Raw genomic sequence first — 20,707 nt, forward strand, 5'->3', positions numbered from 1 at the left:
TAATTAGCTACTTTAGGAACCTGATCAGCTCGGTAAGCTGGTGCCTGATGCTGGTTTGACACGGGTAGTGTTTTCACCCACAGCCGTGGGTAACGGTCTGCTTTATAACTCAGAGCAATTAAATCTTGCTGCAGCAATCAATAGAACAAAGTTTAAAGAGATCAGTGCGCAATTACCGATCTTAATCAATCTAATTTCAATAATTTGCGCAATATAATCAATAACAATACAATAACTACTAACCATTAATTGCGCAGAGTTCTAATACCGTGAAATCTAATCAACCGCTGGATCGTTTTGACCTGAAAATATTGCGCGAACTACAACTTGATGGTGGTTTGTCTAATCAGGATCTGGCTGAAAAAGTAGGCTTAACCGCCGCACCTTGTTCGCGACGGGTTAAGCAACTCGAAGAATCCGGCGTCATCCGTGACAGAGTAGTTCGTTTAGATGAGCGGGCGGTGGACCTGAACCTGATCGCGCTGCTGCATATCAGTATGGATAAGCATATACCTGAGCGCTTCGAAGAGTTTGAACGCACCATCAGTTCCTACCCGGAAGTACTGGAGTGTTACCTTATCACCGGCCATGATGCTGATTACCAACTTAAAGTAGCCGTACCGGACATGGACAGGTATCACGATATTCTGCTGGGTAAAATCACACGTATAAGAGGTGTTAGCGGCGTTAAATCAGCATTTATTATGCGTAAGATAGTTGATAGCACCGCCGTGCCTCTGAACTATATTGGAGGTTAAAAGCGTTCGGAGGCTATCTATGCAACCCTTTAATCCGGTAACCGATATTGAAAACAGCCAGTTAATTCTGGAACAAGATGAGTGGCCTAACTTTCATGATGCTGAGGTACACAATCTGAACATCTGGCGTGGCGATGTACGACCAGAGGAAGATATCTGGATCGGGCCCTTACTGGAGCTAGAGTTAGAACTATGTGCCCTGCAACTCCCTTATATGGTCATACTCAGATTTCATGATTGTGAAGGTATCAGTCTAGAGGATTTTAACCATCAGAATGCTTTGTACGACCTTAACTTCAGTTACGAAGAACGCGGGAAACTGAGAACAGGAGAACCGATGACGCCTTATATCAGGGTCCGCTTTGAACAAGCTTTTGGGGCAGCACTTCAGTTTCGCTGTTTCAAGGTTGAAGTTATTTCAAGGCAGGAACCTGACGCATACACTCCTGCTGAAGCAGACTAGCGGGTTAATTGATGAATAAGCTCAGCATAGTCCGTAGCGAGATTATTCCAACCCAGCCGTTTCACCGATGGAGCATCAGGCAAATCACCTGCGGCCTTGCTCTGAGCCAGGTGTGACAGCATTGCAACCAAACTTTCAGTCTCACCATTACCGCTGCAATAACGACACTCCTTTGGAAACAGCTCTGAATAAGCCAGCCGATCAGGCACTACCGGAATACAACCAGCAGCAACGCCTTCAAGCACCGCAATTCCCTGAAAATCATGCAATGCTGTTGATAACACAACGTCTGATTGCTTTAGCAAGCTGCGATACTCTGTTACTGAAGCCATAAAGCCCCAGTGTCCAGCCCTGTCACCCAGTACTTTTTTTAACTGTGTAAATGCTTCGGGTACCTGACGAAACTGTTGTCCAACAACATGCAACTTAAAATCAACGCCTGCAGCGATTAATTGCTCAGCAGCCTTAAGCAGGAGTTCAGGCCCCTTATCAAATTCCCAACGGTGATTCCACACAAGCTGTAACGATCCTGCCTGAGGTTCAGCAGGACAAAACAGATTATCTGGCAACGGTACCGGCACCACTGAGGATCTGTCTTCAATAATTTCAGGCAGCCCGGAAGGAACCTGATCAGGTAATTTTTTCAATAACTTACGGCAACCATTAAGAAAACTTTGGCGATTATAGTCCGTATTGAAACAGACATAATCAGCTGCCAGGGCGGTATAGATATTAAGTATCTTTGGCTCTACAGTGCCATACTCCTGACCAGACTCTGGGTAGGCAAACTGATTTTCATGAAAATACACCAGCGTAGGAATGCGGGCCAGATTGGGTACAAATCCCCGTAGCGATGACAGATCTGTCATTGAGGTAGCGATGATCAGATCATAAGACTGCTCTAAAAGCTCAGTTTCATTAAATGCCCAACTGAGACTATTGCCCCTCACCCGCCATGAGAAAAAGCGCGACGGCAACGTTAGAACCGTCCACTCATGCTGGTCAAACTGCGCGATTAGTCCTTTTCGCCAGTAGGCATGACTTGCAGCATCATAGGCGGACAGTAACAAAATTTTCAAAATAATTTCTCAATATAATCGGTCAATATAGTGATCGATAACGTCTGACCCATGCATCACTGGCAAGGTTACCTGACAATTCACGCTTAATTATTTTACGAGCTGCAGAATCCGTTTGAAAATCCAGATGATAAAGGACGATAAAGTCTTTTTCCTTCAGCCGTAGATACTGCACTTTATCCTGTAAACCGGTTTCATGGATAAATGCCTTAACCGATTTTACAGTAGTTAACCTCGCCAGTTGAATAACAAACCGATCGGCAGGCTGGTTACGGAGCCAGATTCTATTCCTTTCGATTAAGTAAAAATCGTCCGGGCTTTTATGAGATTCAGCTTTAACAGATTTAGTTTTAAAAGTCTGAATTTCTGATAGCTGAGTGTTAGAAGTTTGCGTTTTAGAAGGGGTCGGACTCGAAGAGGTCGCATCGCCCTCCTGCTCCAACTGCTCCAACTGCTCCAACTGCTCCAACTGCTCCAACTGCTTTAAGATTTTATCGTAGAGCGGTTGGGCATTTGTGTTGCCCAGCGACAAACTGGTATCAGCATAAGCTAAGGCTTGTAGCAGATCCTGTTGGATGCTTTTATCTTCAGAGTAATGCACGGCCAGATTATATGCTGCGTAAGGGTTGCCATTTTCTACTGCTTTTTTATACCAGCCAACTGCGATATCAGGTTCCAGGTCGATCAACAAAACACCCAGCGCTAACTGCGCCTGATCATTGCCAGCCTCCGCAGCAGAATCAAACCAGAAACGGGCAGCGGTTGGGTTAGCACTGGTGCCTATCCCCTTAAGCAACATTATTCCGGTTTTCAGCTGACTATCACTCAAGCCTGATTCTGCTGAGGCTTGATACAACGAAAATGCCCGGGGCAGATCCTGAGGCAGGTCTTCTCCCTGCTCATAGAGACTGGCCAGATTACGCATCGCTTTAGCGTTACCGGCGTCAGCAGATTGTTGGTAGTACTGTACCGCTTGTCTGATATCTTTGCCTGCCCCTTTACCTTTCTGATAAGCGATCGCCAGATTATACGCGGCTTCAGCATGACCATTGGCAGAAGCTAAACTAAGCCACTCAACCACTTTATCCCATTCAGGCTCACCAGACAGACCCTTGGCATATAACCGAGCAAGAATGAAAGCAGCGTTAGGGTCGCCTACCTGAGCATAAGGTAAACAGATCTGATAAGCATTTTGACGCTGATCAGCCAAAAACAGCTTTGCACAATCATTGACTGAATTTGCATACGCCTGCTGCGCTAATGACTGCCCTAGTAACAAAACCAATACTATCGTGTTTTTTAACATCCCTTTACCTTGCAATCCCTTAAGCTTGCATTCTCTTAACCTAGTCAGCCGGTCGGTAGCTTTTTTGAATCGTCAAATAGGAGCGATACCAGATCTGTTTGCGGGTGCTCTCTGGAAAATTATCGAGCGCAATATTTTTTGCACCTGAAAGCGATGGGTTAGTCTTACTGTATAAAACAACAAAAACCCGCCCTGCATTAGTATGCGCCCTGAAATAATTCACCCGGCCTTCTAACCCGTTAGCTTTTATATACGCTTTTACCGATTCTTCACGTGTCAGTTGGACTAACTGGAGCACATAATCCTGTCCAGGCTGAGCCATTAACCAGGCTTTATCTCGCAGCCCTGATTGCTGAACAGGAATACTGACCGATTTTTCGGTACGGACAGACTCGACAATCGCAACTGTGGGCAACGCCTTATCCGATCCTTGTTCTGAATTAGGTTCTGAATCGGTTTCTGAACCGGGTTCTGAATCAGACTTTGAGTCAGGCTCTGAAACCAGTTTTTTAGCCGCAACTACCGACGCAGTCATAACCTGATCACTAACAACCTGACTTTGTCTGACATCGGAAGCAGCTCTCTTTTCAATCTTAGAAGCTGGCTCAATTGAAATCGCGACTAAATCGCTATGTGATTTTTTATCTGACGGCTCTGAGATCAAAGCTCCTGGATTTTGAGTATCTAGGTTTTGAGCATCTGAGTTCAGAGCAGTTTTGTTTAGAGCCAGCTCTGGAGTAGTCACTTCTTCAGTTGCTACATTTGAAATCGTTGATTCTGAGGACTGCGTGTCTGAAGCTTCACTAACCTTAACCGTTTCAACGACAGCAGTATTAGCTACAGGATCTGCTGCTTGCCCCACATCCGTTTCAGGTTGATCCTGCTGTACACTCACAATCGTCGTCGGTAATCTTTGCTCAGATTCAGATGCTGGCTCCATCTGCTTAGTAAGCTGCAATACTAACGCTTTCCCCGATAAACGACCTAAGCGAACACTCTCCGATGCATAGGCTAAGGCCTGCTCAAGATGCACCGGCTGACCTAAACGACCTTCAGAATAAATTAGAGCCAACTGATGCAGAGCATAAGCGTTATCCTGTGCCGCGGCTTTTTTATACAACTCAAGACTCTGCTCTGGCTCTGTGGTACTAAGCAGGGTTGCCAGAGTAACCTGAGCACTTTGATCTTCAGCCTCAGCAGCCAGGGTGAGCCAGTGTCGGGCTTTTTCAAAATCGGTTTCTGTACCTATACCACGCAGATAAAAAGTCCCGATTTTCAACTGACTGGGTACATGGCCCAGTTCAGCACCTTTTGTATACCAGTTAAAAGCTGAGGGCAGGTCTGCTCCTAACACTTCGCCCCGCTCATACAGAGCGGCAAGGTTATAACATGCAGGTCCATGATTCTGTTGCGCTGAACGATTAAGCCATAGCAATGCTTGTTGAAGGTCAGGATCTTTAACCCCTATCCCCTGACTATAAAGACTGGACATTATAAAGCTGGCCTTGCCATCCCCCTGTTCAGCCAAAGGCAGGCAATGATCACGTGCTGCCAGGGTTTGCATACTATCGTGCAAACTCTGGCAGATCCGGGTATCCGCAATAGAAACAGAGGGCCAGACAACAGAGGCAATGATCAGAGAAAAAAACAAACGGTTCATATCAGGACTCAACACCAAACATCATAAACGTAGAAATTTTAACTAGAACATTGCCCAGGCTAATCTCAAGAATTAATACTTAATCAGGCAAACATCAGGGTTGACGGTAAAGACCCTGAAGCTGATTCACCCCTCTGATCCAGTGATTTTTACGAGCAGAATCAGGTATTGTTGCCAACGCCTGTTTAGCCGCATTAATGCTGACATACTCACCATAGATTAATACATAGAAAATGCCTGCATCCCGGCGGGTACGATAATAACGCACCGTATCAGGCAGGTTATGCTGCTTAATGTATTTTTTAATCCCACTAAGGTCGGTGCCATTCGTTAACTGAATAGTAAACAGATTCGATGGCTGTCCCAGAATCCAGCCATCGGACATATAACGGACATCACCATTAGCTGTAGGCGAATTTTCTGACATCGGTTGTCCGGGGCCTGCTGCTGGTGCGGGTAATGATAAGCTTGCCAGAACAATATTGGCTTCAGGCTCTAATGTAAGTTCTGACTCGAATACAGGTTCCACTGATCGCTCAGGCATCGCATCATGGATTCTGGCAGACAGTATCTGTTTTTCAGCCTGCAACTGTTGAACCCGCTTTTGCTGAGCATCTAAACGGATCTGATCGACTAAGGTTCGGGCGTTTGGATTACCTGCAGTAACTGCCTGTTCAGCCAATTGCTGAGCTTTATCAACATTCACTGCCACTCCCTGACCGGAGTAATAAACTAACGCCAGGTTTTGTAATGCCAGTGCGTTGCCCTGCTCCGCCGACTTCTCATACCAACTCAGGCTTTCTGGCGGATCAATTTCAGTCAACATTACGCCTAAGGCCACCTGAGCATTGGCATTACCCGCCAGCGCTGCTTTTCTGATCCAGTGCTGTGCATGTGCCCGATCAGGCTTTACCCCCCGTCCTTCCAACAACATTGTACCCGCCCGTAGCTGAGCATCTGCCAGCCCCTGTCGGGCAGACTTAAGATACCAGTCAAAAGCACGCTGGGAATTAACTTCTCCCGCCGTACCGGTTTCAAACATCGCGCCCAATTGCTTTTGTGCTTTTGGATGATCGGCCAGTGCCGCCTGCATATACCAACGCCGGGCCTGACTATTATTTTTATTAACGCCCTGACCCAGTTGATATGCCAAAGCCAAACGGTAAGCTGAATCCGGATGGCCTTTCTCTGCAGCAACCTGATCCCAGAACAGGGCACGTTGTTCATCCGACTCGGTTCCCAGCCCCTGATAGTAAATAGTAGATAACAGAAATGCGCCTTTTGCATCGCCCTGTTCTGCTACCTCCTGGCATTGATTTCGTGCCTGTACATAGTCCTTATCAGAAAACGACTGATAGCAACTATTCGCGGCCTCTAGACTGGATAAAGGTAAACAGGAAAAAATCAGTGCAGTAACAGCGCCCTGAATAGAGGTAGTGCGGAAGTCCGGTTTCATAATTTTGTTCATAGTCCCTGCCAACGCTGTGTAGCAGAAGCTCTGAAGCTTCTGCCAGCTGTTGTTTTATGACCTCCCCCCCCCCGGGAAAAGTCAACAGTATGGCTACTACAACAATCCATTGCCTGGAAAACCATATCTGAAAATATTAGCAAAATTAGCTTGCTGATATTATCCGTTTTTAACTCAGATCGATCCGTTAGACCAACCGTCAGAATCAATAAGACTCTAACTTATCAAATTCTAAAGTCATTGAATAAACTAAGTTTCTCATTTTTTATCATATAAGAAAACTTACCAGAGCCTCTTAACAGCACTGCCATCTCTGACCGCCTGATACCAGGCTGGAGCATCGCTCAGAGCCAGGGTTTCATCCAACAATGGATACTCAAGCCCCTTGTTATGACAAAACTCAGCCAGATCAGGGAAACTCCACTCGAACAGCGTATCTCTATGTTCTGATTCGCTGAGCCTAGATTGCTCATACATGCCCGCTTGTAAACGTTGATTCTGAGCTTCAACCAGAATAATCCCGGCCGCAGTTGACACATTCAGTGATCCTACCATCCCCATCATAGGAATCAGAATATGCTCATCTGCCTGTTCGGCTGCCGCTTCACTCACACCATGTTTTTCAGCTCCCATCAGAATCGCACAAGGCTGACTGTAATCCACGGACCTATAGTCAACTGCACGCTCAGAAAAGTGAGCAGCATAGACCTTCATTCCCTGTGACTTAACCATCGCAATGGCATCATCACAACTGGCATGGTTCTGAGTCTTTACCCAGCGATCACTGCCTCTTGTGGTACCGTTAAACTGATAACCCTCTTTGGGTGTAACCGTATGAATATTAGGTATACCTACCGCATCGCAGGTGCGTACTAACGCTGCAATATTACGTGGTTTATGTACCTGATCAGTAATTACCGTCAGATCCGGCTGTCGTCGGTTCAGAGTCTGTATAAGTTTAGCTGTACGTTCCGGCGTCATCATTCCGCTCTATGCTTGAAATTTGCGGCAATTTTAACGAAAAACAGGGCTCACTACACTCCATAGTTACCAGGGAAGGTGTGAACAAGCCCCTTACGCCTTAGCATGCCCTCTGGGTACTGGCTTTCAGAGAGATTGAAGCTCAAGGCAACGATGACAGACATACTGGTTGTACGTCAAAAATTGTTAACACAGAGATTCACTATCGCTGAAAACCCCGAAGGGGGGCTCTCGAGCGGCCAACTGTTTTGTCAGACAGTTTGAAAAGGTCCAGACATTTTACTGCACTGTCTTTCGCGCAGTTGACCGCTCTATAGCCCGCAGAGAAAATAATGGGCTTATTCGCACCTTCCCAAAACTGTGCCATAATCGAACTCTCATATTTTTACACATTCTTACTGAATCGGAATAATCATGTCTGCCGTACCAAATATCATTGCATACCAAGGCCAGGAAGGCGCCTATTCACATCTGTCTTGTCGTCGGGTATTTCCTCAGATGGAAGCCTTTGCTTGTGAGTCATTTGTTGATGCAATGTTTATGGTGGAACGTGGCGAAGCCAAACTGGCGATGATTCCACTGGAAAATTCAACAGCAGGCCGGGTCGAAGAGATCTATCGGTTAATGCCTAAAAGCCAGCTACACATTATCGGCGAGCATTTTGAACCGGTAAATCACTGTTTGCTGGGGATAAAAGGCAGCAGTACTGATCAGCTCAAAACAATATCATCACATCCACAGGCACTGGCCCAGTGCGACGGCCATATTAAACAACTAGGTATGGAACCCATTGCTGGGCTTGATACGGCAGGCTCTGCTTTTGAGTTATCTCAAAATCCTGATCCAACCCATGCAGCGATCGCCTCCAGCCTCGCAGCAGAACTTTACGACCTGGAGATACTGCAAGAAAACTTTCAGGATGTGAACGGTAATACCACACGCTTTCTGATTTTGTCAGGCGAACAGGGAGTACCTGAAATGAAAGCAGATACTCTCTATATCACTTCGTTGTTATTTACCGTACGTAATATCCCGGCTGCGCTATACAAAGCACTGGGAGGCTTTGCGACCAACGGCATCAACATGGTGAAACTGGAAAGCTATCTGGGTAACGGTCTGACCAAAGGTGCCAGCTTTCACCTTGACGTTGAAGGGCACCCGGATGACCGGATGATGCAATATGCCCTGAAAGAACTGGAGTTTTTCACCAAAGAGATAAGAAATCTGGGCACCTATAAAGCCCATACTTTCCGCTCGCAAAACAGGCCTTTACCTGAGTAACAGATGCCATCGAGAGCTGATAGTATTTCTTCAACTATCAGCTAATCTGCCTGTTGATTAATAACTATCAGGCAACCGATTCGCACGGCCGCAACGAATCAATATGCCAGCACACCCGTTCCAGGGCCGTAAGGTCACCACTACTGATCAGTTCTAGCGGTGTTCGGCCCGCAAAGTGCGGATTATCGTTAGGCTGTGTCATATAGCCATAAATTTCTTCTGAGTCATCGAACACCGAGCTCAGGTCATTATGGATATTGTGCACGTAGCAAACCCTTTCTCTCTGCGCATTACTCAGATCTTCAGGAAAAGGCTGATCCACTTCTATCTGCAGGATAGACATGGCCTGAAGTGGCGTACAATGCCAGTTTGTCAGTATATTTAACGCAGTACTTAAACCAGAACTCATAGCATCACCTCGGTAGAAAAAAGACCTAGTAGAAAGAAGTAGCCAAAAGAAAGCGCCCATAGCTAATCATAGCTATAGGGCTAAACTCATAGTAGCCCTGATATCACCGACTTGTTAACCCTGAAACAATTCCAAAGTCTGACAGAGATCATAGGAATCCCTGTTTCATAGCTTCCGCCTAAACAATACCCCGTATCTAAGATAACCCAGAATTTTGCCAACGTTAGCACGGGTAACTGCCATACTGTAACAGGACTCTTTTAGAAAAGGGCGCTGTATGAAGCAACAATATAAGCCATTAGATTTTGATCGTCTGGCGGAATTAGCCCGCACTAAACCTCAGGTGCTTGAACGATATTTACGACTCAAGGTTAATCAGATATTTGCACGGGCAAGGCCTGAAGAAAGACTTCATTTACAGCAATTACAGTTTCGTATCGACAGCGTCAAACGCCGTACTAAAACACCGCTTGCTGCCTGTATAAAACTATCTCAAATGATGCATGATGAGCTATGGCAGCTGCAACAGGCACTAAACCGAAGCACAGATCCCGCATTAAAAGCAGAGCAAAATACAGAGTCAACAGGCCTGCCGTCATCAATCGACAACAGACCACATCGCCGTGGCAAAGTCGTGCCATTATTCCGTTCAGGTAAATTCAGAGCCTAAGGTGAACAGCCCCCCTTTCTTACAGACCCGCCTACAGATTTTCTCTTCCATGGGCCGAATCAAAATCAAGCTCAGGACCTAAAGGCACTATCCGGGTGGGGTTGATCATATCGTGACTGTAATAGTAGTGGCGCTTAATATGCTGCATGTCCACAGTTCCAGCAATACCGGGCATCTGATATAGCTCGCGGATATAACCTGATATATTGGAGTAATCACGCAGCTGCTTTAAATTGCACTTAAAGTGGCCATAATATACCGCATCAAAACGAATCAGGGTCGTAAACAGGCGCCAGTCAGCTTCGGTCAACGCAGACCCTGCAAGATAACGATGTTCTGACAGGATCTCCTCGATACGATCCAGGCTGGTAAACAGGGTTTTCACATTAGTGTCATAAGCATCTTGAGTGGTCGCAAAGCCCGCCCGATAAACACCGTTATTAATCGTATCGTAGATCCAGCTATTGATCTCTTCGATCTCATCCCTGAGTAGCTCAGGCCAAAGATCACAGCTATTACCGGTAAGTTCATTAAAAGCAGAGTTGAACATCCTGATAATTTCTGAAGACTCATTACTCACTATCGTCTGTTGCTGTTTGTCCCAGAGTACAGGTACCGTTACCCGGCCGGTGTAATCAGATTGGGCACGGGTATAGACCTGATGCATAAATTCGAAGCCGTACAGAGTATCACCCGTAGAGCCCGTGTCAGAATCAAAACTCCACCCCTGCTCCAGCATATCCGGACTGACAACCGATACACCAATAAGCGACTCGAGCCCCATCAGCTTACGAAATATCAGCGTACGATGCGCCCAGGGGCAAGCCAGGGATACATAGAGATGGTATCTGTCAGGTTCAGCTTTGAAGCCACCTGAGCCACTTTCTCCCTGCTGACCATCCGTCGTGATCCAGTTACGAAACCCCGCCTGCTCTCGAATAAATTCGCCCTTAGAGTTTTTAGTTTCGTACCAACGATCCTGCCACTTACCTTGTATCAGCAGCCCCATAACTTGAACCTCACTTAATTACTTATATTGAACTATTAAAAACAAGCGCCTAATCAGGAGAGATCATTCCGAACGTTGACGCCAGGCATCAACGCTATAACAACCAGGACCATTCGCAGCCAATAGCAAAAAACCACCCGCAATAGCGATATTCTTCATAAACATAATAAACTGCATCTGATCTGCCGGATCAAAATGAAATAATGCGGCTGCAAGCAATGAAAAAACGGCCAACCCTACGGCGGCCAAACGGGTCATAAAGCCGATCAACACAGCGATACCACCTAACAGTTCAAGTGCAATAACCGCCGGTAGCAGAATACCCGGCACCCCCATACTTTCCATATAACCGGCAGTACCCTCGTAGCCGCCAATCTTATTCCATCCCGCCAGAATAAAAATCGCTGCCAAACCAATACGACCCAGAAGCGACAGTGTGGATGAATAGTTCATAGTGATACCTCAACCATATTTCTTTATATATTTTGTTACTTAGTGCCCTCATATTAGTTTCTGTTTTTTAGATATAAAATTACTTAATTTCGGACTTTATCTTCGAATAATTCGAATGATCATTATCGCAACATTGGTGAAACAGTTCGGCTAAACGCTGCACCCCCGGACCACTTCCCTCCTGACGCGCGTAATATAGATGCAACATCATACTGCGACAGCTACCGGCCTGAAGTGGAATAGGTACTAACGCTTCGCGTAACAGCAGCTCTTTGATTCGGGTGACCGGTATCCAGGCAAACCCCATTCCCCGACAGATCATCTCAACTGAAGTGGCGATATTACTGACGGTCCAGCGTTGATCCGCTTCAAGCCAACCGGAATCTTCATTGCGACTTAACGCTGAATCACGGGTAACCAGCTGACGATAGTTACTCAGCTGTTCAATCAACAGAGGTTCGGCAACGGAACACTGATCGAATACCGGATGGGCAGGCGCTGCCACCGCAATAAAGTCCACAGCAAACAGAGGTTCTGCGAGAAAATGTGAAACACCGGATCCGGCGATGGCCATATCAACCTGCCCCTGAATTAATGCCTCTGCGGCACCCGACAATACAGTTTCATAAAGTTGAATCCGGGTATTAGGGTACTCAGCGGCAAACTGCTCCAGTACAGCGCCAACATATTCAGTCGGGAAGGTCTGATCAACAGCGATAGAGATCTCCGCTTCCTCACCGGCATTCAGGCTGGCAGCCAGCGCATCAATATTCGCCGATGACTCCAACAGGTGCTCTGCCCGCTGTAACAATAGCCTGCCAGCATCGGTTAGATGAGCCTTGCGCCCTTTCACCTGCAGTAGCTTAACATTAAGCATCTGCTCCATTTTCTGAATAGCATGATGAATGCTGGACTGACTTTTATGTACCGCAGCAGCTGCATGGGAAAAACCACCGTGTTCTACCACCGCTTTCAGCATCCGCCACTGTTCTAGCGTTACTTTCATCGCCTAACACCCCAGACTAACTTTCGATTTATTAGAATAATATTACCCATTTATACCGATTTTATTTTCGAATATGAAGAATAGTATAGAGAGCATAACCGCTGCTGATATCAGACCGAACCATCAAATACTGATTTAAAAGCGGACTTAAGACGAATATTTTTTACCCGCACTTATGACAAGTTCTTACGGAGTACAGCTATGAATATACAGGTTATCCCCAGTCACCCTTCCTCCGATGGTGCCGGGGTAAAAATCCAACGGGTACATGGTTTTCAAAATAACAGCCTTGATCCATTTCTGATGCTGGATGAGATTCGTTCAGACAAGCCTGATGATTACGGTGCAGGCTTTCCGGCCCACCCTCACCGCGGTATTGAGACACTGACTTATATGCGCAACGGCGGCTTTGTACATGAAGATCATATGGGTAACCGGGGCGAAATAGCTGCCGGAGAATCTCAGTGGATGTCTGCCGGCCGTGGCGTTATTCATTCTGAAATGCCGTTACAAACTGAGGGCCTTATGCATGGTTTCCAACTATGGATAAACCTGCCTGCCCGACACAAAATGAAAGCGCCTCAGTGGCAAGATATAAAACAGAACGAACTACCCTGGCATCAATTACAAAACGCACAGCTTAAAGTGATAGCAGGCAATTATCATATCGCAGGGAAACGTTTTAGTGGTCCACTACAACAACTGCCGGGTAAGGCTGCCGTTGCAGACCTGAATCTTCACCAAAACAGCAAACTAACGCTGCAATCGGACCAAACAACCAGCCTGCTGATCTATGTTTATGAAGGCCAGTTGAACATCGGCGATAAAACTATCGCTACCCGCCAGATGGCTAAAATTACTGATAGCTCAGAATTAATGCTCGCTTCGGATCAAGGGGCCGGCGCACTGCTGCTCAATGGCACTCCTTTGACTGAGCCAGTAGCCCATTACGGTCCTTTTGTAATGAATACTCAGGCCGAGATCGATCAGGCTATCCGCGACTATCAACAAGGTAGGCTAACGGACTAGAGTTTCTTCGATGCTCAAAGTCTGTTCGTAAAACACTAATACCGGCATAAGCCACACTGGTGACTGAGCCGGTTATCCATTTCGATTTTTTTGTAATGAATACTCAGGCAGAGATCGATCAGGCTATCCGCGACTATCAACAAGGCAGGCTAACGGACTAGAGTTTCTTCGATGCTCAAAGTCTGTTCGTAAAACGCTAATATCGGCATAAGCCACACTGGTGACTGAGCCGGTTATCCATTTCGATTTTTTTTGTTATGAATACTCAGGCAGAGATCGATCAGGCTATCCGCGACTATCAACAAGGCAGGCTAACGGACTAGAGTTTCTTCGATGCTCAGAATCTGTTCATAAGACGGTAATACCGGCATAAGCCACACTGGTGACTGAGCCAGTTATCCATTTCGATTTTTTGTAATGAATACTCAGGCCGAAATCGATCAGACTATCTGCGACTATCAACAAGGCAGGCTAACGGACCAGAGTTTCTTCGATGCTCAGGGTCTGTTCATAAGACGGTAATACCGGCATAAGCCACACCCGATAAATACGCCATCTCTCTGTTCCAGGTGGCCAGATCATCCAGTTCAAACTGATTCAGGTGGTGATGGCCGCACGCCCGGGCCATTACCTGCATCAGATGCACCGAACCGGTTAGATAATTAGTCAGCTGACGAGAAGATTTCTCAACATTCAGCCGTTGTCGCAGATCAGCATTCTGCGTCGCTATCCCCGCCGGACAGTTATTCGTATTGCAGATTCTGGCAGCGACACAGCCAATCGCCTGCATAGCACTGTTCGCCAGCGCAATACCGTCGGCCCCCAGGGCCATCGCTTTAACAAAATCACTCGGTACCCGCAGGCCTCCCGTCACAATAAGGCTGACCCGACCACTGGCGCCTTTATGATCCAGACATTGCCGTGCCCGGGCCAGTGCAGGAATAGTTGGCACGCTGATATGATCACGAAACAGCTGAGGAGCCGCACCTGTACCACCTCCCCGACCATCAAGAATGATGTAATCAGAACCCGCTTTCAGTGCGAACTCTATATCTCGTTCGATATGATTTGCACTGAGCTTAAAACCTATCGGTATACCGCCAGTCAGCTCTCGGACATGGTCAGCAAAGTAAGCAAAGTCAGACACTTCATTAAGATCACTGAATGTAGGAGGAGAAACCGCATCCTGACCTTCAGGAATACAGCGAACCTGAGAAATTTTGCCAATATTTTTGCTGGCAGGCAGATGCCCCCCGGTACCTGTTTTTGCCCCCTGCCCCCCTTTAAAATGAAACGCCTGCACTCGTTCAAGTAGCTCATCCCGATAACCGAACCGGGCACTGGCCAGTTCATAAAAGTAACGGGAATTTGCCTGTTGCTCTTCAGGCAACATACCTCCTTCACCGGAACAGATACCCGTACCCGCCTGCTCAGCACCTTGAGCTAATGCGGTCTTGGCCTCTTCAGACAAGGCACCAAAACTCATATCTGATATAAACAGTGGAATTTCCAGATGCAACGGACGCTTCGCTTCGGGCCCGATCACTAACCCGGTGCCCACCACCGCATCCTCCTGTAATGGTTTGCGAGCCATCTGAGCCACCATGATCTGAATGTCATCCCAGGCAGGCAGTTCGTTGCGCGGCACTCCCATCGCGACCATCGGCCCGTGACTACCTATCCCTTGCAGCCCTTCACGAGCCAACTGATGGATAAACTCTAGCTCCGATTCCTGCTCAGTATTCACCGCCACTGGTGCCTGATTATCGGTCGCAATGACCCCCGGTCCGGATTGTCCAACAGCAGCACTATCAAACTGTTTATGGCTACCATCACAGTAAGGCGCATTGCCCGTATGCTTACAGGCACACAGCCAGGCCTCACCGTCATTCTCAGCATTGAAGGCTTTAGGTTTAAATTCACTCCCCACATGAGAGCCATCACAGAAAGGCTGCTTTACTGATCGACCGCAGACACAAAAATGGTATTGCTGCCCCTGCTTAAGATCCACCTTCACCGGTTTATTGTTTGCAACCACAGGCCCATCAGCCATAACCGTCACTCCGCTCCTCAAATTATGTCTAAGCCTAGCAATGATTAACTGATCTGCTAGTTAGCCCTGTTAAAAAGCGGTTTGGGGTGTTTCTGGTAAGCTGACTAAAGATTGAGAAATCAAAGCTTTGTTTACAGAACGACAATGACAAGGTAAAAATGAGTGATCATTTTCTGATCTGTGAGATCCAATGATTACTATCAAACGCGCAGAAGACCGGGGCTATGCCCACTTTGGCTGGCTCGAATCCCGTCATGTATTCTCCTTTGGCAGCTATTTTGATCCGAACTGGATGGGCATTTCGGAACTGCGTGTCGCGAATGAAGACCTGCTTCACCCCGGAGCCTCACTGGATCCCAGTCAACATCAGGATATGGAGATCATCAGTATCATCATGGATGGTAAAAACCTGCATACCGATTCACTGGGAAACCGACAGCTTCTCAAAGGTCGTAGCCTACAGCTACTCAGCACCGGTAGTGGCGTCGAATTCACAGAACAAAACGCATCACTGGAAAACAGTCTGAAGATGCTTCAGTTTTGGATTGTTCCACAAACTACAGGTAATACACCCCGTTATCAGTCAAAAAACCTGCGAACCCCCGAGGGGGTCCAACTACTTCTATCACCTGATGGCCGGGATGAATCACTACAAATCAATCAGAATATTGAGCTTTACCAGTTTCGCTTACAACATATGATCTGCGGTATGCCTGAATCAGACAACGGGTTTCTCTACCTGCAAAAAGGTCAACTGGAAGTCAATGGCAGCTTGCTAGATGCAGGAGACTCAATCTTGTTTGAAAAAGAGCCCTTAATAAGCCTGCGAGCAATCACCAGAGCCGAAGGTTTCTATTTTAAGCTCCCCTGACCCGCCGTCTGCGCGTCACTAAAAGCCTCGACAAACCGGCAATGAAAATTTGTCATATATAATTTACACAAATTATATTGCATTGCACAAAAAATTAGTTATATTGATATAGCACTTTGCTTTTTGAGCCACTGATTTGGCTTGTTTTGGACCCGGCGCCCGCCGGGTCTTTTTTATTGCGTTGCACAACACAATAGCAGCTTATCCACAACACCCTGATCAGGTGATACCATTACCTACCGATAAACCTGATTAATTAGAAATATGCCTTCACCACCCTAATACTTTTAATTGTTAATGCCTGAGTTTATTAAACTTACATTTCAGGTCGATAAATCCTTAACACTTTTGTTTGAAAACAATTAACTGATAAAAATAATAGGCAAAAGAAAGCCCCGCGCTAGCGGGGCTACATGTGGCATGCAATTTTCTTCTTTTTCTTTTGGCCCCAAATTATTGAGGCTATCTATACCCTGACTTAATCAGAGCATATAAAGCATAGTACAGAGATACCTGCTTTATCTTGAAAAGTTTTGCAGACGCCGCTTATTTATGTGCGTTTTTTTCGCTTGATTCCATCTGATGGTAGCGCCTCTAAGGGATTATCCGGCCACTGATGCTTAGGGTAGCGCCCCTTCATATCTTTCTGTACTTCACGGTAAGCATTACTCCAGAAACTAGCCAGGTCCTGAGTAACCGCCAAAGGACGACGGGCAGGCGATAACAGATGAATTTTCACCCTAACGCCATTGCCAATAGTCGGCGTTGAAGTACAACCAAACATCTCCTGTAACTTAACCGCTAACACCGGAGGTGACTCTGAATAATCAATCGCCGCACTATGGCCAGAAGGCAAGCTTAACCGTACAGGCGCCTGCTCACTTAAGAGCTTAGGTAAAGGCCAGGGTAACAAGCCTTGTAATATTTCCATCAGATTGAGACGAGAAAAATGGTTTACATGACTAACCGGATCTAAAAAAGGCATTAACCACTGCTCTAAGGTTTCTAGCAAAGACTGCTCGGAAAGGTCCGGCCATCCAGCTTCAGGCTGAGAGTTAAAGAGAAATGTAATCCGTTGCCGCCAGCGCTGAATATCATCATTCCATGGTAGGATTTTCAGACCTTGTTTACGCACTACAGTAATAAGCGCTGCATTTTTCTCAGCCAGGGGAACTTCACTGAGCTGCTTCCGGCTTAATACTAACTGGCCCACCTTGCGCTGCTCTTCGCAACAGACCCGCTCCAATTCTCTATCCCATTCAACAACCTTAGTCTTGGTGACTAAACCAGATAGTAATGTATCAAACAGCTGCGGAGAAAGTGCTGCGGCAAGAAAAACTTTATCGCTACTCTGGCCCTGGACACCACCACAATTGGCAATGGCTAACCAGCGCTGTTTAGATAGCGAGTCGTACTCAGTCAAACGGACAGCCCTGCCGCCACTTAGTTGATAGTCCCGGCCTCCCGGCCTGCGGCAGGCCGCAATCCGATCAGGATAGGCTTGTGCCAGAAGCACTGCGACCAAATCAGATTTTATGGCCTGCATCGCCGATTGATTTAACCCTTTCAGTCGTTTATTAGCTATATTTCTGAACTGCTTACTTAACTGTCTGATACGATGCAACACGCCCCGATTCGCATTACTGCAATTTAGCTCGCCCCTTAACCATGCCAGTCGACGACTAATATCAGCGTCACCATCCAGTGGATCCCGCTCACTCAATAACGCCGCTAAATCGCAGGCCAGTTCAGAGCACCCCAACTGCCAACCGATAAGTATCATATGAGCCAAACGAGGATGTAACGGTAACTGCGCCATCATCTCACCCGCTTTAGTCAACTGCAGGCCAGCCCCTTTTTGCTCTAATGCACCCAATCTGATTAACAGATCCCGCCCCTGATTAAGTGCTGCAGCAGGCGGTAAATTTAACCAACGTAACTCTGCCGGATCATTAACCCCCCAACGAGCCAGTTGCAAAGCTAAAGAGGTAAGGTCCGTGGTCAGAATTTCAGGGTTGGCATAAGGTGCCAGCTGCTCCTGACCGGTTTCAGACCAGAGCCGATAACAACACCCCGGTTCCATCCGTCCGGCACGACCCGCCCGTTGAATACTCGCCGCCCGTGAAACCTTACAGGTATGTAAGCGGGTCATCCCGCTAGCCGGATCAAGCCTGGCTTCCCGGCTTAATCCAGCATCGATCACCACCCTGATACCTTCGATCGTCAGACTGGTTTCTGCAATATTTGTTGCCAACACTATTTTCCGCTGGCCCTCCATTGGCGGTTGAATCGCCTGTTGCTGCGCCTCAATATTCAGATCACCATACAACGGAGTTAACAGAACATTCTCAGGAATCTGGTCTTTCAGCTCCCGGGCCAGATTCCGTATCTCTCGCTGCCCCGGTAAAAACACTAACAAACTACCGCTCTCTTCCTGCAGCGCTTGCTGCACTGCCAGTGCCATCTTCTTTTCCAGACGTTCCTGACGCGCAGGTGCACCCAGATAACGGATATCCACGGGAAACATCCGCCCCTGACTACTAATCAGTGGAGCCCCTGGCAGCAGCTGTTCAATGACCCGCTTATCCAGCGTTGCTGACATCAACAGCAGTTTCAGCGGCTGTTCGTCCCGAAAAAGCTCTCGCCCCTGCAGCGCCATCGCCAGCCCGAAATCAGCATCCAGGCTTCGTTCATGAAATTCATCGAAGATAACCAATCCATAGCCATCCAGACTCGGATCGTCCTGAAGCATCCGCGTCAGTATCCCTTCGGTAATCACTTCAATACGGGTATCCGGACCGATTTTACTGTCCATGCGCACCCGATAACCCACTGTTTGGCCTACTTTCTCACCTAACTGCTGCGCCATACGTTCTGCAGCCATCCGGGCAGCAAGCCGACGGGGCTCAAGCATTAACATTTTCTGACCGGTTAACGCTTCATGTTGCAATAGTTCAAGTGGTACTAAGGTTGTCTTACCTGCACCTGGAGGGGCTTCTAACACCACCTCATCGTATTGATTCAGGGTATCGCGTAATTGATCAAGTACTTCAGCAACGGGCAGCTGGTTCATGGAAAAGTAATATCCGGATCGAAAAAGAATAGAAAACCATTCTAGCAGCTAGAGGAAAAATTCAGACAAAAAAAACGCCACACAATGTGTGGCGTAAACAACGATCAAAGGTCACTCAATCCAACAGTCCCTGAGAGCTTCAATTCTGTCACGAAGCTTGCTTTAAACTTTCCGTCACCAGCTGAGTGCTTTCTCAACTAATCACTTTCTTAACAAGCTATCGCTAAATTACGAGGATTGAATACATAGTAGATCAAACTTCCGCTTCGGTCTGCTGCTCAGAGGCTGACAAGTACCCAGATTGGGTAACCAGCTGTTCAACCAGCGTTTGTATCTGATCCAGAGTGCCTTCCAATGCTTCTGGCTGCACCAGGTCAGCCGCTCGCTGATCTCGTACTATCAACTCGTTCAGCAAGCTGAAACTAAACTCGCTTGCCTGATGAATGATCTGACTGGTTTGCTCTACCTGATGTGCCATTTGCTGCAAATAGGGCATCATAGCCCTGCCAGACTGATGCTGGTCACTCATCTCCTGTACCTGGCGGTACTGTTCTACAGCCCGGTATTTCATCGATTGTTGCATCGACATATCCAGACTCATTAACTGACCGCTATCCAGACTCAGGTCTCCAGCAAGCTGAGTTGCTGATTGAAGGTCGCCATTAAAAAATTCATCCGCCACCTGAGAAAGATCCTGAACCAGCGATGAAATAGCATCGATCTCCTCAACACTCAGGTCTCCTTGTACACTAAAACCAAACTGGCTGGCACTACTACGATCAATACTCATAAATTCTGATGAGCTGCTACCGGTTTGCCGGCTGGCATATTCCGCCTGATACTTTTCAACACTGCTAAAATTAATTTCCACCCGATCACCTTCACGGGTCATCAGAGAAACGGAAAAACTTTCTTTATTGCTGAATCGTTCAGAAAGGTAACTGCTCTGAAACCCCGTTTGCCCAACCTTCTGTCCAACCGACTGCTCAGCCCTCTGTTCAGTTAATGACTCTGAACGATGAGAATGATTACTCTGGTTAGTAGGGAATTGTTGCTGAAACTGAGTAAGGGGTGAGAAATTAACTGAATTAAACATAGCGAACACCGGTTTTATCTGATTAACCGGTTATCGCCCATT

Annotated in this window: 20 protein-coding genes; 8 read left to right on the forward strand and 12 right to left on the reverse strand. The window is 47.0% G+C overall.

Annotation, left to right across the window (positions count from 1 at the left end; all coding sequences use genetic code 11):
• Positions 1-269 precede the first annotated feature (269 nt).
• Positions 270-758, forward strand: a complete 489-nt coding sequence (locus tag EHS89_RS06940) for an Lrp/AsnC family transcriptional regulator (protein ID WP_124925416.1) — start codon at positions 270-272, stop codon at positions 756-758.
• A gap of 19 nt (positions 759-777) precedes the next feature.
• Complete coding sequence (locus EHS89_RS06945; protein ID WP_124925417.1) at positions 778-1,221, forward strand: hypothetical protein; 444 nt, start codon at positions 778-780, stop codon at positions 1,219-1,221.
• On the opposite strand, the gene EHS89_RS06950 is transcribed toward EHS89_RS06945, so the two are convergent.
• The 5 genes from EHS89_RS06950 to trmH form a co-directional block, all read right to left on the reverse strand.
• Complete coding sequence (locus EHS89_RS06950) at positions 1,218-2,300, reverse strand: tRNA-queuosine alpha-mannosyltransferase domain-containing protein (protein ID WP_124925418.1); 1,083 nt, start codon at positions 2,298-2,300, stop codon at positions 1,218-1,220. The two genes, EHS89_RS06945 and EHS89_RS06950, sit on opposite strands and share 4 nt — an antisense overlap.
• A gap of 22 nt (positions 2,301-2,322) precedes the next feature.
• A complete protein-coding gene (locus EHS89_RS06955) occupies positions 2,323-3,606 on the reverse strand; it encodes a tetratricopeptide repeat protein (protein ID WP_124925419.1) in 1,284 nt (427 codons plus the stop codon).
• Positions 3,607-3,646: 40 nt separating this feature from the next.
• Positions 3,647-5,266, reverse strand: coding sequence for an SEL1-like repeat protein (locus EHS89_RS06960; RefSeq protein WP_124925420.1), 1,620 nt, complete (start codon positions 5,264-5,266; stop codon positions 3,647-3,649).
• Between the two features lie 94 nt (positions 5,267-5,360).
• Complete coding sequence (locus EHS89_RS06965) at positions 5,361-6,734, reverse strand: SPOR domain-containing protein (RefSeq protein ID WP_124925421.1); 1,374 nt, start codon at positions 6,732-6,734, stop codon at positions 5,361-5,363.
• 282 nt (positions 6,735-7,016) lie between these two features.
• Entirely contained in the window at positions 7,017-7,718 is a 702-nt protein-coding gene (trmH, locus tag EHS89_RS06970) for a tRNA (guanosine(18)-2'-O)-methyltransferase TrmH (RefSeq protein ID WP_229753707.1), read from the reverse strand.
• Between the two features lie 411 nt (positions 7,719-8,129).
• Between trmH and EHS89_RS06975 the strand changes: the two genes are divergently transcribed.
• The gene (locus EHS89_RS06975; protein ID WP_124925422.1) at positions 8,130-8,996 is read left to right on the forward strand and encodes a prephenate dehydratase; all 867 of its coding nucleotides are present in this window, start codon (positions 8,130-8,132) and stop codon (positions 8,994-8,996) included.
• 67 nt (positions 8,997-9,063) lie between these two features.
• Here EHS89_RS06975 and EHS89_RS06980 read toward each other — a convergent pair whose 3' ends face one another.
• Positions 9,064-9,405, reverse strand: coding sequence for an MbcA/ParS/Xre antitoxin family protein (locus tag EHS89_RS06980; RefSeq protein ID WP_170167439.1), 342 nt, complete (start codon positions 9,403-9,405; stop codon positions 9,064-9,066).
• A 277-nt stretch (positions 9,406-9,682) separates the two neighbouring features.
• Between EHS89_RS06980 and EHS89_RS06985 the strand changes: the two genes are divergently transcribed.
• Positions 9,683-10,075: a DUF3135 domain-containing protein gene (locus EHS89_RS06985; RefSeq protein WP_124925424.1), complete on the forward strand. Its 393-nt coding sequence runs from the start codon at positions 9,683-9,685 to the stop codon at positions 10,073-10,075.
• A 31-nt stretch (positions 10,076-10,106) separates the two neighbouring features.
• Here EHS89_RS06985 and EHS89_RS06990 read toward each other — a convergent pair whose 3' ends face one another.
• The 3 genes from EHS89_RS06990 to EHS89_RS07000 all read right to left on the reverse strand — a co-directional run bounded on the left by EHS89_RS06990 (position 10,107) and on the right by EHS89_RS07000 (position 12,543).
• A complete protein-coding gene (locus tag EHS89_RS06990; RefSeq protein WP_124925425.1) occupies positions 10,107-11,084 on the reverse strand; it encodes a glutathione S-transferase family protein in 978 nt (325 codons plus the stop codon).
• Between the two features lie 63 nt (positions 11,085-11,147).
• A complete protein-coding gene (locus EHS89_RS06995; RefSeq protein WP_124925426.1) occupies positions 11,148-11,537 on the reverse strand; it encodes a DoxX family protein in 390 nt (129 codons plus the stop codon).
• A 79-nt stretch (positions 11,538-11,616) separates the two neighbouring features.
• The gene (locus tag EHS89_RS07000) at positions 11,617-12,543 is read right to left on the reverse strand and encodes a LysR family transcriptional regulator (protein WP_124925427.1); all 927 of its coding nucleotides are present in this window, start codon (positions 12,541-12,543) and stop codon (positions 11,617-11,619) included.
• A 201-nt stretch (positions 12,544-12,744) separates the two neighbouring features.
• On the opposite strand from EHS89_RS07000, the gene EHS89_RS07005 reads away from it, so the two are divergent.
• The 3 genes from EHS89_RS07005 (at position 12,745) to EHS89_RS21575 (ending at position 13,895) form a co-directional block, all read left to right on the forward strand.
• Positions 12,745-13,572, forward strand: coding sequence for a pirin family protein (locus EHS89_RS07005; protein ID WP_124925428.1), 828 nt, complete (start codon positions 12,745-12,747; stop codon positions 13,570-13,572).
• A gap of 59 nt (positions 13,573-13,631) precedes the next feature.
• Entirely contained in the window at positions 13,632-13,733 is a 102-nt protein-coding gene (locus EHS89_RS21455; RefSeq protein ID WP_268239398.1) for a pirin-like C-terminal cupin domain-containing protein, read from the forward strand.
• Between the two features lie 84 nt (positions 13,734-13,817).
• Positions 13,818-13,895, forward strand: a complete 78-nt coding sequence (locus EHS89_RS21575) for a pirin-like C-terminal cupin domain-containing protein (protein ID WP_373290099.1) — start codon at positions 13,818-13,820, stop codon at positions 13,893-13,895.
• A 185-nt stretch (positions 13,896-14,080) separates the two neighbouring features.
• Here EHS89_RS21575 and EHS89_RS07025 read toward each other — a convergent pair whose 3' ends face one another.
• A complete protein-coding gene (locus EHS89_RS07025) occupies positions 14,081-15,625 on the reverse strand; it encodes a glutamate synthase-related protein (protein WP_124925430.1) in 1,545 nt (514 codons plus the stop codon).
• 190 nt (positions 15,626-15,815) lie between these two features.
• On the opposite strand from EHS89_RS07025, the gene EHS89_RS07030 reads away from it, so the two are divergent.
• The gene (locus EHS89_RS07030) at positions 15,816-16,496 is read left to right on the forward strand and encodes a pirin family protein (RefSeq protein ID WP_124925431.1); all 681 of its coding nucleotides are present in this window, start codon (positions 15,816-15,818) and stop codon (positions 16,494-16,496) included.
• 550 nt (positions 16,497-17,046) lie between these two features.
• Here EHS89_RS07030 and hrpB read toward each other — a convergent pair.
• On the reverse strand, positions 17,047-19,569 hold the full coding sequence (gene hrpB, locus EHS89_RS07035) for an ATP-dependent helicase HrpB (RefSeq protein WP_124925432.1): 2,523 nt from the start codon (positions 19,567-19,569) through the stop codon (positions 17,047-17,049).
• A 253-nt stretch (positions 19,570-19,822) separates the two neighbouring features.
• The gene (locus tag EHS89_RS07040) at positions 19,823-20,665 is read right to left on the reverse strand and encodes a hypothetical protein (RefSeq protein WP_124925433.1); all 843 of its coding nucleotides are present in this window, start codon (positions 20,663-20,665) and stop codon (positions 19,823-19,825) included.
• Between the last annotated feature and the right edge of the window lie 42 nt (positions 20,666-20,707).

Source organism: Amphritea balenae (assembly GCF_003858655.1).
GTDB classification, from domain to species: Bacteria; Pseudomonadota; Gammaproteobacteria; order Pseudomonadales; family Balneatricaceae; genus Amphritea; species Amphritea balenae.